Source organism: Methylomonas sp. HW2-6, assembly GCF_052474525.1.
On sequence record NZ_CP184124.1, the window covers coordinates 3,536,089 to 3,550,307 of the forward strand.

General features: G+C 57.1%; 10 protein-coding genes. 4 read left to right on the plus strand and 6 right to left on the minus strand.

Going from position 1 to position 14,219, the window contains the following annotated elements; genetic code table 11:
* The first annotated feature begins 273 nt into the window (after window positions 1-273).
* On the plus strand, window positions 274-1,827 hold the full coding sequence (locus ACH518_RS17075; RefSeq protein WP_445370946.1) for an alpha/beta fold hydrolase: 1,554 nt from the start codon (window positions 274-276) through the stop codon (window positions 1,825-1,827).
* 171 nt (window positions 1,828-1,998) lie between these two features.
* Here the strand turns inward: ACH518_RS17075 and ACH518_RS17080 are convergent, their stop codons facing one another.
* The 5 genes from ACH518_RS17080 to ACH518_RS17100 all read right to left on the minus strand — a co-directional run bounded on the left by ACH518_RS17080 (window position 1,999) and on the right by ACH518_RS17100 (window position 10,058).
* A complete protein-coding gene (locus ACH518_RS17080) occupies window positions 1,999-3,015 on the minus strand; it encodes a FecR family protein (RefSeq protein WP_445370947.1) in 1,017 nt (338 codons plus the stop codon).
* 72 nt (window positions 3,016-3,087) lie between these two features.
* Window positions 3,088-3,600, minus strand: coding sequence for an RNA polymerase sigma factor (locus ACH518_RS17085; RefSeq protein WP_278211508.1), 513 nt, complete (start codon window positions 3,598-3,600; stop codon window positions 3,088-3,090).
* A gap of 191 nt (window positions 3,601-3,791) precedes the next feature.
* Window positions 3,792-4,700, minus strand: a complete 909-nt coding sequence (locus tag ACH518_RS17090) for a LysR substrate-binding domain-containing protein (protein WP_445370948.1) — start codon at window positions 4,698-4,700, stop codon at window positions 3,792-3,794.
* Between the two features lie 281 nt (window positions 4,701-4,981).
* Window positions 4,982-8,896: a PAS domain S-box protein gene (locus ACH518_RS17095; RefSeq protein WP_445370949.1), complete on the minus strand. Its 3,915-nt coding sequence runs from the start codon at window positions 8,894-8,896 to the stop codon at window positions 4,982-4,984.
* A 10-nt stretch (window positions 8,897-8,906) separates the two neighbouring features.
* Window positions 8,907-10,058 (minus strand): response regulator, encoded by a 1,152-nt coding sequence (locus ACH518_RS17100; protein ID WP_140914186.1) that lies wholly within the window; start codon window positions 10,056-10,058, stop codon window positions 8,907-8,909.
* A gap of 167 nt (window positions 10,059-10,225) precedes the next feature.
* On the opposite strand from ACH518_RS17100, the gene ACH518_RS17105 reads away from it, so the two are divergent.
* From ACH518_RS17105 to ACH518_RS17115, 3 genes are all read left to right on the plus strand, one after another.
* Entirely contained in the window at window positions 10,226-10,642 is a 417-nt protein-coding gene (locus tag ACH518_RS17105) for a YeeE/YedE family protein (protein ID WP_445370950.1), read from the plus strand.
* A gap of 14 nt (window positions 10,643-10,656) precedes the next feature.
* Window positions 10,657-11,073 carry a DUF6691 family protein gene (locus tag ACH518_RS17110; protein ID WP_445370951.1) on the plus strand — a complete coding sequence of 139 codons (417 nt, stop codon included), beginning with the start codon at window positions 10,657-10,659 and terminating at the stop codon, window positions 11,071-11,073.
* 229 nt (window positions 11,074-11,302) lie between these two features.
* Entirely contained in the window at window positions 11,303-11,719 is a 417-nt protein-coding gene (locus tag ACH518_RS17115) for a hypothetical protein (RefSeq protein ID WP_445370952.1), read from the plus strand.
* A gap of 69 nt (window positions 11,720-11,788) precedes the next feature.
* On the opposite strand, the gene ACH518_RS17120 is transcribed toward ACH518_RS17115, so the two are convergent.
* The gene (locus ACH518_RS17120) at window positions 11,789-14,089 is read right to left on the minus strand and encodes a PKD domain-containing protein (protein ID WP_445370953.1); all 2,301 of its coding nucleotides are present in this window, start codon (window positions 14,087-14,089) and stop codon (window positions 11,789-11,791) included.
* Window positions 14,090-14,219 lie beyond the last annotated feature (130 nt).

The following is a 14,219-nucleotide window of genomic DNA, read 5'->3' on the forward strand; positions in this document are numbered from 1 at the left end:
TCAGCGCTTGATGTTGCCTTGGCTGTTTTCGGCTTTGCGGCAGAAACAGTGAATTCGGCCAGTTGCGGACGCCCCTCTAGTTTATGATCGTCCGGTAACTTGCTTTTAGCAGATATAGGGCGGGCAAATTTGCCCACCGTTTCGACCCGCGTGGGCACAAAAGGCCGTGCCCACCTTACCGGACTGCCATATGGTCGTTCGTAGTATCAAGCATAAGGTCTAGGGTGCGGCCCTAGTTTCACTATTGAATTGATTGACCGGGAAATATTCCACATGAGCAAACCGCTGAATCATTTTTGCCAAGTCAAGCTCCTCACTGCCGTTATTACTTTGTCCGGCGGCTGTTCGGTTAATCCAGTAGCGTCCAAACCAACCAAATTTGGTTCGGCCTGGCAAACCGTGGCGTGCAAAATTTTTGACGTGCCTGATGCGATTGCCGCGCAATCGGATTGTGGCTATGTCACCGTCCCCGCACAGCATGCCCAACCCAACGGCCCCACTATCCAACTGGCCGTAATCCGAACGCGTAGCAGTGGCAAAAACCCCGCGCTCGATCCCCTGTTTGTCGAACAGGGAGGTCCTGGCGACTCAACCATCGGTGATATTGCCGATGGGGCCTTGCCGAATTTCCCCGAACTCCCCGTCTTGTTAGAGAACCGCGATTTAATCTTCTTAGAGGAACGGGGGACACGTTATTCCAAGCCCTTCCTGTCTTGTCCGGAACTCAATGATCACTATATTGCAGTGGCCAAAGGGGAAATAGGCTACACCGATCCAAGCTGGTTCAAGGCGTGTAACGATCGCCTTAAGGCACAAGGGATAAATCCCAACGCCTTCAATACCCGCGAAAATGCTGCCGATGTCTACTTTGTGGCAGAGACCTTGGGCTACCCGCAGTTCAACTACTACGGCGTTTCCTACGGCACCTTATTGGGGCAATATGTGATTGCGCAGGCGGATAAGCACAAAGCAAAATTGCGCAGCGTGATCCTGGATGGCGTCGTCACCACCAATGTTGATTTCAATCTGGGCGCCGGACACTCGATGAGTTATGCCTTGCGGAATGTGTTTCACGCTTGCGCGCAAGACCAACAATGCGGTCAGGCCTATCCCAATCTGGAGCAGAAATTTTTGGCGCTGGTCGATCAGCTCAATCAGAAACCCATTCCCATTACCCTGACCCTTCCCTCCAGCCAAAAACCGATCGCCAGTCGGCTCGATGGCAATACCTTTCTCAATGGTGTCCTGCACTTTTTAGCTAGGCCTTATTCCGCTGAATCAGCCCGCGGTAGTTCGCTACCCAAGTTCATTTATGCCGCCAGTCAAGGTAACTTCGATTGGGTGACGGAAAAACTGTCAGAGGACTTGGAAAATCATACCAGCGCTAAAGAGATGTATCACACCGTCCTTTGTGCGCGGGCAAAATCGGTGCAAATCACGCCTTCCCAGTTACTGCCGCCAGCCTATCCGCAACTGTTGCCCATTGGCATCCGCGAATCCGAGGCTGTGTCCAAAGCGTGTGACATTCTCCAGGCCGAGTTGAAACCGCCTTTTGCTTACGAAAACCCTGACATTCCAACCCTTTTATTTAACGGTACTTACGATCCAGTCACGCCGCAGCCCTATGGCGAAACCGTGGCCAAGAGTTTGAAAACCGCCTATGTTTACACCTTCCCAGGTGTCGGACATGGGGCCTTGTTTGTGCCGAAGGATATGCCTGCCGGGACCTGTTCGACGCAAATTGCCGCCGAGTTTCTGGCTAACCCGCAGCAAGCACCCGACAGTAGCTGTCTTACTCAGATCAAACCGAGATTTGTGGTTGAATAAAACAGCTTTTCAAAAATCTTTGAGCCGTCGGGCTCGATCTGGAGCGGTTAACGTTAAACAAATCCACTCGGTGGTGGTAAAGACTTTGATAGCTAAGCCCTTAATTTGCATTGGACAAACTCAAATTAAGGGTAAGCAGGAGTCTTCGATGGTTGCCGATGCTGCGCCGGGCTAGCGCAACACCACCAGATACCGGGTCAAGGACACGATTTTAAGGCCCGGCACCGCGGAACCGAAGCCGGCGACGGCCTGGTCGAGGGCATCGAGCCGAAACAGGCCGCTGATCCGTTTATCCGCCCAAGCCGAGTTCAGCAGCAATACCTTACCGGGGCGATAGGCGTTGATGCGTTCGACCGCTTCCGCCAGCGGCACGCCGTCGAATTGCAAGTAACCGTCGCGCCACACCGCCATGTTTTCCGGCCGACCGGGGCGGACGGATATTTGGCCGCCCGCAATTGCGGCGGTTTGGCCGGCCGCCAGCGGGTTGTGCCGGTCGCCGATGCGAATTTCGACCCGGCCTTCGACCAGTTCGACCTGGGTTTGCGCACCGGTGCGGCGCACGCCGAAAGCCGTACCGATCGCCCTCACTTCACCGGCATCGGTGGCGGCCAAAAACGGCCGCTGCGCATCCTTGGCCACTTCGAAAAAAGCTTCGCCACGCAACAACTCGACCCGGCGTTGGAGCTTATCGAAACGAATCGCCAATGCGCTGTCGGCGTTCAAAATAAGCCGAGAACCGTCGGCCAGCACCACCCGGCGCTGCTCGGCCTTACCGGTCAGATAGTCGGCCTGCCATGCCAAGGGCGGATAAAACGCCGCCAAGGTCAACGCCAATAACACGCAAGCGGCAATTGCCGGTGCCCACCGTAGCCGCCGACGCCGATTTCGGAGCGGCGGACAGGTCGGCGCGACTGAAACGGTCGCCGCGGCATCGGTAGCCGGCAGCCGACCGCGTTCCTGCAAGCTGGGTTCGGCGCCGGGAATCGGCCGGCCGCGCAATTGCCCCAGCCCTTGCCAGACCGCCTGGGCCCGTTGCCAGGCCTGTTCTTGGGCCGGACCGGCCTCGCGCCAGGCCGCCAAACCTTGGCGGTCCGCGGCGGAAAATTCGCCGGATTCCCGTTTCGCCAGCCAAGCGCAAGCCTGCTCCAGCAAGCGCGAGTCGTCGTCCGGCAGCGGTGCGGTGGTCATGGCAGATTCCTGAGTCAACGATGAAGGCGATATATGATAGACGAGGCCCGTAGCCTGAACCACATCGTCCGGCTAGGGCTGAGCCAAGGATTTGGCGCAATGCAGCAACGCGCGTTTGATATTGTCTTCCACGGTGCGTACCGAGATACCGAGTTGCTCGGCAATTTCCCGCTGTTTCATGCCTTCGAAGCGGTTCAGATAAAAGATGCGTTGGCACAGCGGCGGCAATTCCGCCAGACTGCCGATCAGGCTGTCCAGGGCTTGCTCGCTCAAAGCCACGGTTTCGGCGCAGCGCAGATCGGGGGCATCGGGCAAGTCCGGTTCCGGCCAGTCGGCAATCGTCGCGTTACGCACGCTCTGACTGCGGTAATGGTCGTACAGCAAATTCTGCGCGGTGCGAAACAGGTAAGCCCTCAGGTTGCCGACTTTGCTTAGATCCTCGCTACGGCATAAGCGGACGAAGGCTTCCTGGCTGAGATCGGCCGCGGTTTCCCGGCAGCGTAGCCGGGCGAAGAGCACGGCTTCCAGCTCGCTGCGGCAGTCGAGATAAAGCTCTTGTAAGGATTGGCTGACAGAAAAGGACATGAGCTGCTGGCTTGGCGGTGCGGAATGCGAGATGTCCTTTGCACACCAGCAAAATTAGCGCCGCAAACCGGAAACCGTCTGCAATCAGCAGGCTAAGCCTTCTGTCGCAGCAACGGTCGGCCCGAAATCAAATAAGCTATGTTAAATAACCCAAGCCAAAGCGGCGATATGGCGCAATCGCCGACCGGATATCAGCCGACCGCGGTGTAGTTGGCGGCCGCTTCTACCAACAACTCGTCGATAAAGTACCGGCAGTAGTTGGGCACGTACAGTTGTTTCAAATACGCGATCTTGGTGGTGGAACTGGGTATCAGGCCGGCCAGATCTTTGGCGAGCAAGTCGCTATCCCGACCGGGCTCGTAAGACGTACCGGCGATGATGCCGACGCCCATACCCAGCCTCACGTAAGTTTTGATCACATCGGAATCGGCCGCGGCCAAGGTAATATCCAGCGGCAAGCGCCCATTTTGAAAGGCTTTTTCGATGGCGCTACGGCCGGTAAACCCCGGCGAGTAGGTCAAAATCGGTTCGGCGGACAGACGTTGCAGCGTGATTTCGCCGTCGGCCAGCCGGTGTCCGGCCGGCATGATCGCGATGTGATGCCATTCGTAACACGGCTTGACTACCAGTTTGTCGTCGTCGGCCAACTTTTCGGTGCAAATGGCGAGATCGGCCTGATGCCGATGCAGCAAGTTGACCAGATTATCCGGCGAGGATTGCACCATATAAATCTTGATGCCGGGATATCTGGCCCGGAAGCGGGCGATCGGCCCCGGCAGCAAATATTTGGCCTGGGTATGCGTGGTGGCGATGCGGAAGGTGCCGTGGTTATTATCGAGAAAGTCGTCGGCGATCAGTTGAATGTTCTTTTTCGCCTGGTTGATCAAATCGACCTCGTCCATGATTTTTTCGCCAAGCGGCGTCAGGCCGGTCAATTTTTTGCCTTGGCGAATAAATAAAGGCGAACCTAATTCGGCTTCGAACAATTGCAATTGGCGGCTCACCGCCGACTGCACCACATGCATTTTTTCCGCGGCCTTGCTCAGGTTGAAATCGGTTTCTTGCAGATTACGCAACAATTCGAGTTGGTTTAAATTCATCTAATTCCTCAAAAAAAACCCACCGTCCTGGAAACTTTTTTTAACTAACCTATACTGTTAGTCGACGGTAGCAAACCAAATCTGATCTGTAGATATAGGATTGTGATTATATCGTTTTATCCTAGAGGTTTAGCACGCTGACATAACGACCGCCTCGCTTCGCCGCAGCGGTCGTTATTTGTGGCTAACCTCCTCCTAGCTACAGGGAAGTTGTTTATGGCGGGTTTAATTACCCGCCATTTTTTTGCGCAGCCCGGCGGCAAATTCTGCCGGCATGATATTCAAGCGCCCCTTTTCTCGGACAGTTCCTGCAAGATTTTCCCCAACAATTCGGCCAATTGCATCGCCAGACCGGAAGTGTCGGCTTGTGCGTCCTTGGCCGCCAACTCGGTTTGCTGCGCCAGTTGTAACAGCGATTGGACTTGAAAAATCCCGGCAAAGGCTTTCAAGTTATGAGCGACAAACTTGATCGTCGCCAAATCGCCCTGCTCTGCGGCCAGCCGCAGTTTTTCCAGATTCTGTTTTTGGCTGCCGTCGACCGCGTTGTCGATAATCTTATCGACGAAACTCTGGCGGCCATCGAAACGCTCCAACATCGCTTGCCAATCGATCAAGCCCGAACTTGGCGGCAGTTGCGTATTTGCCGCATCCTGGGGCGGAGGCGCGGGCAAGTCCTGCTCGACCGGCGCAGCAACGGCAGCCGGCACCACCTTCACAATGGCCTTGACCAATGCGTTCTCGTCGACCGGTTTAGTGATGCGGTCTTTCATGCCGGCCTCCAGACAACGCGCACGCTCCTCTTCCATGGCATGAGCGGTCAAGCCGATCACCGGCAAATCCGGAGCCAGCGCCAACAGCCGCCGCGTGGTCTGGTAACCGTCCATGACCGGCATTTGAATATCCATCAAAACCAGATCGAACGCCTGAGGGCCGGAGCGCTGAATCAAATCCAGCGCCTGCTGGCCGTTCTCCGCGAATACCACCTCGGCGCCTTCCGTGTGCAGAATGTCGGCCAGTACCAGCCGGTTCAACTCGACGTCTTCCGCGGCGAGTATGCGCAGACCTTGCAATCTTGCACCGCTGGCAGTCAGCGCACCGCTATCCCCGATTTCCGGTGCTGCGGCCGGCAACGGGACAGTCAACACGAAGGTACTGCCGACGCCGTACGTGCTTTGCGCCTCGATGTCGCCGCCCATTAACCGCGCCAGATCCCGGCTGATCGCCAACCCCAAACCGCTACCGCCGAATTTGCGCGTAGTCGAATTGTCGGCCTGTTCGAATGCATTGAACAGGCGCTGCAACTGTTCCGCGGTCATCCCAATCCCGCTATCCATCACCGAGAAGCGCACGTTGGCGTCACGACGGCTGATTTTGACCGCCACGTAGCCGCTATCGGTGAATTTGACAGCGTTAGCCAATAAGTTCAGCAGTATCTGCCGCAAACGCAAACCGTCGCCGAGCACCCATTCCGGCAGTTCGCCGTCGAACTGCACCACCAACGTCAACTGCTTTTCCCGCACCCGTAATTCCAGTAACTCGCGGACTTCACCAATCAGGTCGGCCAGTTTGAACGGATGCGGGTCCAACTGCATTTTGCCCGACTCGATTTTGGAAAAATCCAGGATATCGTTCACCAGATTCAACAGGTGTTGGCCGGCTTCGTAAATTTTGGCCATGTTGGCATTTTCCGCCCCGACCTTACGTAAATTCATTTTGGCCAAACCCAGAATCGCATTCAGCGGCGTCCGAATTTCGTGGCTCATGTTGGCCAGAAAATCACTTTTGACTTGCGACAGACGCTCGGCTTGCAAGCGAGCCTGCTCTTGCGCGGCTTGGGTAGCCTTGTGGTTGCTGATATCGCGGATCACCCCGATAAAGATGTTCTCGTAATCGTCGATCAACTCGCTGACCGTCAATTCCAGCGGAAAGGTGCTGCCGTCCGATCTGAGTCCTTCGAATTCCACACAGCGGTTCATGATCGCGCGACTGCGGCTCGTCATATATTTGGCTAGATAGCCATCGTGGCTGGAACGATGGGGTTCCGGCATCAGCAGGCTGACATTGTGGTCTATTAACTGGTTTTCGTCGTAGCCGAACAAGTTACAAACCGCATCGTTAACCAACAGGATAGTCCCGACCTGGTCGATCAATACCACACCGTCGGCCATGGTACGCAAAATCGCCCGGTTGCGGGCCTCGCTCGCCACCAGCTCCTGCTTGGCCCGTTTGCGCTCGCTGATGTCGTGCACGGTTGCCTGCACCAGCTCTTCGTCGCCGATGACGATGCGGTTCAGTTGCACTTCGGCAAAGAACAGCTCGCCGTCCGCTCGCTTATGTTGCCACTCGAAGTGTTGAGCGCCCTCCATCAATGTCCGTTCGATGTACAGTGCGGCCAACTCTGCGGAACAACGGCCGTCCGGCTGATATTCCGGCGATAGCAACACCGGGGACAGACTCAACAGATGCGCCAGATCGCGGCAGCCGAACAAGCTGACCGCGGCCGGGTTGGCCGATAAAAAGCCGCGGGCCTGGCTCAAGGTCATGATCGCGTCCAACGAAAATTCGAATAAGGCCCGAAAACGTTGCTCGCTATTCCGCAGAATGGCAGCGGCTTGCCTTTCGAACGAAATATCGCGAATAAAGGCGTTGAATTCGACGGCATCGGCCAATTCGATTGGCGTGATAGCCAATTCCACCGGAAACTCGCCGCCGCTGCGGCGCAATGCGGCAACTTCTATGCGCCGGTTGACCGCGCTGCCTTTGCCGCTACTGAGAAATATTTTCAAGCCCTGCAAGTGAGCGCTGCGATACCGTTCCGGAAGAATCACATCGTGTAATGGCCGGCCCAAGACTTCCTCGGCTTGCCAGCCGAAGATGGCCTCGGCTTGCGGGTTCCAGCCTGTGATTTCGCCACGGCGATTCATTTGCACGACCGCGTCCAAGGCGGTATTGACGATGCTGCGCAAACGGACCTCGTCTCGTTTTCGCTCCGCCATTAACGCGGCGAAGCCGTCTGCCATTCGATTGAAATGCCCGGCCACCCGGCCGATTTCGTCGTCGGAATCCTGTGCCAGCCGTTGCTGCAAATCGCCTTCGGCGAACGCCTTGGCTGCCTTCGCCAAACCGGCGATGCTGGCACTGATCGACAAATGGGCGCCTATCGAAAAATAAGCGATCAACACCAGCAAAAAACCCGGCACACCCACACTCAACGCCAATGAGGTGTGCATTTCGGCTATCCGGCGTTGGATAGCCCGCTCCGTCTCGGGCAAAAAACTGTCGTATATTTGCTCGAAAACGCTGTCCATCGTGATGGTCGCGGTAGAGAAAAACTGATCCGGATCGACGGTAAACCGCTGCTGCAGCATATCGTCGATCAAATGCCCTGTGATCAGAGTAACCGCATCGCGGATACGATCCAGCATCGCGGCCATCAGCGGCAGTTGCGCCGGGTTGTAACGCTGGATGTCTTTCGCGGCGTGCTCCAGCGTTTTGACGTCGTCCAATATCCGGCTTTTCAGTACCGACAGTTCCTGCTTTTGCGCGGCATCGATCTGCTTGGCGGCCAGGATGCCGACCCCCATCGCCCTGACCCGGCCAATGTTTTCCAAGGCCTTTGGCAGTTGCTCGACAACCAGCAAAATCAAGTGGTGGGTAGCCAGACTGGACTCGTTGACCAAGCGGCTTTCCTCGCTGACCAATGCTGCGAGTTCCAGCAGACCGGTAATCAAGTTAGTATGCAATTCATAGCTGCGCTGCTGACTGATTTCGGTCCCGCCCTGTTTTAACAACAGCGCCCAATCCGTCTGCAGGCCCTCGGCTATCGCGACGCCCGCAGAACCGGCATCGCTAACAGCCACCAGCTCGGCAAGCGCCGCAGTTGTCTTGGCTTCGACCAAGTCGCGCCGTGCCCGCAAACTTTCCGCTCCGCCGATTAAGCCCGCCGACAGGCCGCGATGCTGCTGAACCAATTGAAACGCCCGGGTAACGTGGGCAATCTGGCTTAATCCGGTCACTTCCCGCTGCGCATAGGACAGCGAGCGATTCAGATTTTGATAAAGGTTAAAAAATACCGCCAGTACCGCCAACAGCGACAACAGCCCGATCACGCTGAACTTTTTGCTGAAGCTCAAGCGGTTCATCACCGCTTCGGCCGGCAAAAACAAGACTTTTATGGGGTTCAGCCCGGTCTTCACGGGTTCCGGCTCACGCTTGCTCGCTTACTTCGGCGTTGCCGGCCAGTAAAGCGTTCTGTTTTTCCAGGATCTGATTCAAGCGCAATGCCAGCTGGTGGTCCTTATCGAACAAGCGGTCCAGCTGAGTCGTTAACTCTTCGACATAGCCGTGCAACAAATACTCCTGGCTATCGGTCAGCCCCAAGTGGACGAACGCGTTCTCCATGTTACTGCGGTGTTGTTCGGACAGATTGACCAGCTGCTGATGGTTGACCTGTTGGTTTTGTTCGATTTCGCTCAACAATGCATTCAATTCGCGAATACCTTCCAGCCTGGCTTTGGCCTGCAATTGGCGCTGCTGCTCGCCGACCATCGCCTCCATCCGGGCGCTGGCGCCCTCCACCAGAATCGCCAGGTGATCGCGCAAGCGGCCTATCGCGTCCGGATCGGTCACATCCAGGCCCATCACCAACAAGGTCACGTTCGGAAAATTCAATACCAGTCGGTCTCCGGCCTGATAGATACGGCCGAGTTTGCTCACATAGCTTAGAATCGAGCGCTCCAACGCCGAACATACCGGCTCCGGCCCGAAAACGTGTTCGCCGCAGCTATCGTCCAGTTTCACCAGACCGCTGGCACCGTATTGCGGCAGCGTCTCGATGATCAATGCCCCCAATTGCGCAGGGGTCCGGCATTGAAACGAAGTGCGCAGAAAATGCAGGATCGCTCCGGTCTCGCCCAAACTGGACATGGCCGTGAATGCCGTTTGCTGGGCGTAATCGAGCTGGGTGCGTAGATTGCGTTTTTGCTGTTCGGTCTCGATCGCCAATTCGACCTTGCGCAGCAATACTTCTTTCTTGGCGTTTTTCGGAATGAAGTCGTTGCCGCCGGCATCGAAGGCGGTTAACAGAATTTCCAGGTCATCGTGCGCCGAGACGAACATGACTTGCACCTCGTCGTTACCGTCGGCGCGAATCTGTCGGCAAACATCAATCCCGCTTTGGCCCGGCATCTCAATGTCCAGCAGAATCAGATTCGGCTGCAGATCCAATGCAGCCAAGCAATCGGCACCGTTGGCAAACTCGTGAATCTGATAATTTTGGCCTTGCAACTGGTCGACAATCACCAGCCGCAACAAGGCGTCGTCATCCACAACAAAAATACAGAAGGGTTTATCGGACATCTTATTTCCTCGGTGTCGCGCAAAATCGGGGCGAATACCGTCTACAAGCTTAGTTAATTTCGCCAAACTCTCCAGCCGGAACGGTTACAAAACCAAGCGAATGGTCCGTTCTCGCCAGTTCCGGGCTTTTCTGTTTCAATAGCGGCTTTTCCTTATATGCTGAATTCATGGATTACTCATCTGCGCTCGCCGCGGTTCTCGGCGGCGTTTTAATCGGCGCCTCCGCGGCCTTACTGTTGTTTACCTACAAACATACCGCCGGTATTTCCGGTATCGCTGCCGGTCTGTTGCCGCCTTGGCCGAAGGGCAACGTCTGGCGCATCTGGTTTCTGGCCGGTCTGGTCGCCAGCGCGCCGCTAGCGAAATTGGCCGGCGCCGACCCGGTCACGGAATTGCAGGCGTCGCCTACGCTTCTGGCGCTGGCCGGACTATTGGTCGGTTACGGTTCTCGCCTCGGCGGCGGCTGTACCAGCGGGCACGGCGTGTGCGGTATCGCCCGCCTGTCGCCCCGTTCTATCGTAGCTACGCTGACTTTTATGTTTAGCGCCGGCATCACGGTCTTCCTGACCCGTCATTGGCTTTGAGAGAGGGAAACGTCATGAAACACGGAGTGATACTCTTCGGCTACGGCCTGCTGTTCGGCATCGGCTTGGTGGTTGCCGGCATGAGTAATCCGGCCAACGTTTTGGCTTTTCTGGATGTGGCCGGAGCCTGGAACCCAAGTTTGGCGCTGGTCATGGCCAGCGCACTGGCGACCTTGGGCGGAGCCCGCCATTGGCTGCACCGCAATACCGAAGCCGCCGACCACGAACAAGACACCGGTCCGACGCCGGCAGCGATCGACGCGCGCTTGGTCTGCGGCGCAGCGATATTCGGCGTGGGCTGGGGCATCTCCGGCTTTTGTCCGGGACCGGCATTGGTCGGTCTCACCTCAGGGCTGGCCGGAAACTATGTCTTTGTTGCGGCCATGTTTGCCGGCTTCTACCTGTTCAAACGCTTTCACCGCAGCAATTGACCGGAAGCGGCTTGCAGCTTTGCCATCCAGTCTCGCCGCATTTTGTCCGCTTTACCACAACAATCCACGCCGATCCGGCGCCTGATCGGCGCCGGCTAACAGCTACGGTCTCGGCTGAGACCGCGACTAGCGGGCCTTCGGCGTTTATTTGCGGACACTGGCAGCGGACCGCTAATTCTGGAACCGATTTTGCTGCATGTTAAGCAAACACTTGCCCAGGAGAATTACGATGAGTCTATTTATCGCTTCGATGACGCCGGACCGGGCGTTGGAAGACAGCGCCATCAGCCAAGCCATCACCAAGATTGCAATCGCTTTGGCCGGCTACCGGCAATTGCCGGTGCAAAAACGTTCACCGGCCCTCGATATCGTATTTATGCTACCCGGCAGCCAGGAGCGTGCGGCGTTCGCCGGCCTGCGCATCCGCGGCTTCGACCAGACCGGGCAGAGCTTGCAACTCGAAGCGGCGGTGCCGGACAACATGATAGGCTCGGCGCACGCGGAACGCTACGTCATCGCCGTGATGCAGGACGCGATCGACGCCGGTGCCGAATTTTTCCGCGAACAGCAAATCTTGTTCGATGCGGCGGAGCATCTGGCTTTGAGCGAGGCGCTGACCGAGAAACCCCGCTACGCCATTAACTGAATCGCCGCTGGCAATCCGGCAATTTGCGGCGGTGATGGGGACGCTTCCGCCCCCATCGAAAACCGTCCCCTACCAGGAAAAACTACCGGTGACGGAGCCGCCGCCATCGTACAGATAGCCGGTTTTAAACGCACTGTTGACGCTAAAAGCGCAGCTGCCTTTGGCCGAACTGGCAAACGTCGGACTTGTGATGGTGGCTTGGCCGGTGCTGCCGGTAAAGCCGATCGCGGAGGTGGCGAGCAAGGTTTTGCTGGTACCGGCAGTCAAACCGCCGCTCCAAACGCCGTAAATCGCCGCACCGGAAACCGTCGAGTTCAAGTACTTCAACGTTACGTTCGCCACACACTGCGCCTTGCCGCCGGGAAGAGTCCGGCGCAGAACCCGGGTAGATGCCACTTTCATACTGTTCGTTACCGGACTTTGCTGGGCTTGCAGACTGACGCTGGCGCTGTTCTTCAAACCGCTGTTGTCGGTCACCGTCAAGGTTGCAGTGTAGGTTCCCGGCGTGTTGTAGCTATGGGTAACCGTGGCTGAGCGGCTCACCCCGCTGCCGTCGCCGAAATTCCATTCGTAACCGGTGATGCTACCGTCGCGGTCGCTGGAACCGGATCCGTTAAATTCAACACTCAACGGCGCATAGCCTTGGTTCGGCAACGCGCTGACGATTGCCGTCGGCGCCTGCGCTTCGACAGCTTTAGGGTAGCTGCCGCTGATCTGGTAGCGTCCCAGGCTGCCGTAATCGCTGTATCCGGTGGTCAAGTCGCCGAAGCCGACGCCTTCGATTTGCAGATAATATTGCCCGGGGTTCAGCACCGCAGCGACACTAGCCGACAAACTGTCGGCTGGACTGGCTTCTAACACTGTCGCGCCTTTGGCGTCCAACAGCTTCAATTGAATATCCAAATTTTGCGACACCGGGTCCGGGCTGGCATTGAATTGCACCCCGCCGCCGCCGGTATTGAAGGCAAACACGTCGATGTCGCTGCTGCGTTCGATGATGCCGCTTTGGTCTACGGCACTGGAGTCGCCGGCGATAGGTCCGGCGCCAGCCGAATTGTTGGCATAGTCGTCGACTCTGAGCGGGGTACCGGCAGCGTGAATCACCGTAATATCGTCCTGCAGGTTGTTGGCGCCGGGGTATTCGCCTTTGCTCCATTGCGTGACCGATTTGTAATAGCCTACCCCCATGATCGGCCCCCAACCGGTGACGCCGCTGCCGTGGCCGGAGTAGTAAGTGGTCGAGGCATTGCCGTCGTGGGTCAGATTCAAATTGTGGCCGACTTCGTGCGATACCGCTTCAGCGACGTATTTCGGAAAGCCGTTGCCCAATTTGTCCAGAAACACCCAGGCCGGCTGATAACGGTCCGGCTTGCTGGCCGAATAGTAGGAATAGACGTTGACGTAAGCCACGCCGCCGCAAGCCTGGTTGCACAGTTGCGGCATCGACCGGGTGATCACGGCCCGCGTGCCGTACTGGCCGTCGTCGGCCGCGGTCCGGAACAATTTATCCGCACTCGGCTCTTCCGTGGTCACATCGACATCGAACGGCGCGTAGTCTTCGGCGACCCGTTGCCAGATTTGTTTGATATTGCTCAATTCGGTGGCGCTAAAAGCCGCCGGATTGCCGTCGATGTCGTAGGCCGGGGCCGTCAAAGTCCCGGTATTCCATGCCGTAGCGATAGCCACATGGCCGTTGAAATCCAGATAAATCAGACGGTTGGCGCCAGGCTTGCTGTGCAAGGCAAAGGCATCGGTGCTGGAAGCAACGCTCATGCCGCCGCTTCCAGCTTGGGCCGGCGCGGTAGCGGTCGCCTCCTGCCCATCGCTCTCGCCCGGCGGTAAAGCATCGATGTAAAGCAAGCGGCCGCCCTCGTCGATCCAGGCGGTCGAATCGGTGGCTAAAATCTCGGCCAGGCGTTCGGCGGACATATCGTAGGATCGGGCGACCGCTTCCAGCTTGTCGCCCAAAGCCTCGATTGCGGCCTTACCGTTTTTCTTTTCCGCCAGCCGAATTTGCGGAAACGGCGTTTCGCCGCCGTCAGCGCCGACCGCTGCCGAATCCGCAGGTACCGCGGTGGCGCTCTGTGCCAACGTAATCGGATTGTCGGCGCCGGAATCGTTCAGACCGGAAACGAAGGCCTGCACCCGGCCGTCAGGCAAGGCTTTTAAGCCGTAGTTGTAGCCGCTCAAGGCTGCTTCGGCATCCTCCCTGGAAGAGAAATACAAGGGTTCGCCAACCGTACCCGCCCCCGGACTAGGCATGGTTGTGGTTAAATCGTCCGTACTGGAGACATTTTTTTCGGGTTCCGTCGCGCATCCTGCCGCCAAAACCGTCAACGCCAACGAAGTGAGGAATATTTGCTTGTTCATACGCCGCTCCCGAGGTCAATAAATACGCCAGAACAGTATAGTCCTGTCAACGGAGCTTTAGCGTTGGGAGGAAGATTAAAATTGCATCCCCTCGCCAACCAAACAGCGGAGGCTGCTTAACTCAATTTTC

Excerpts from the sequence above, each read along its gene's own strand:
- ACH518_RS17100 (WP_140914186.1), bottom strand. The coding sequence starts at position 10,058 with ATGTCCGATAAACCCTTCTGTATTTTTGTTGTGGATGACGACGCCTTG.
- ACH518_RS17115 (WP_445370952.1), top strand. The coding sequence starts at position 11,303 with ATGAGTCTATTTATCGCTTCGATGACGCCGGACCGGGCGTTGGAAGAC.
- ACH518_RS17120 (WP_445370953.1), bottom strand. The coding sequence starts at position 14,089 with ATGAACAAGCAAATATTCCTCACTTCGTTGGCGTTGACGGTTTTGGCG.
- ACH518_RS17080 (WP_445370947.1), bottom strand. The coding sequence starts at position 3,015 with ATGACCACCGCACCGCTGCCGGACGACGACTCGCGCTTGCTGGAGCAG.
- ACH518_RS17085 (WP_278211508.1), bottom strand. The coding sequence starts at position 3,600 with ATGTCCTTTTCTGTCAGCCAATCCTTACAAGAGCTTTATCTCGACTGC.
- ACH518_RS17110 (WP_445370951.1), top strand. The coding sequence starts at position 10,657 with ATGAAACACGGAGTGATACTCTTCGGCTACGGCCTGCTGTTCGGCATC.
- ACH518_RS17090 (WP_445370948.1), bottom strand. The coding sequence starts at position 4,700 with ATGAATTTAAACCAACTCGAATTGTTGCGTAATCTGCAAGAAACCGAT.
- ACH518_RS17105 (WP_445370950.1), top strand. The coding sequence starts at position 10,226 with ATGGATTACTCATCTGCGCTCGCCGCGGTTCTCGGCGGCGTTTTAATC.
- ACH518_RS17075 (WP_445370946.1), top strand. The coding sequence starts at position 274 with ATGAGCAAACCGCTGAATCATTTTTGCCAAGTCAAGCTCCTCACTGCC.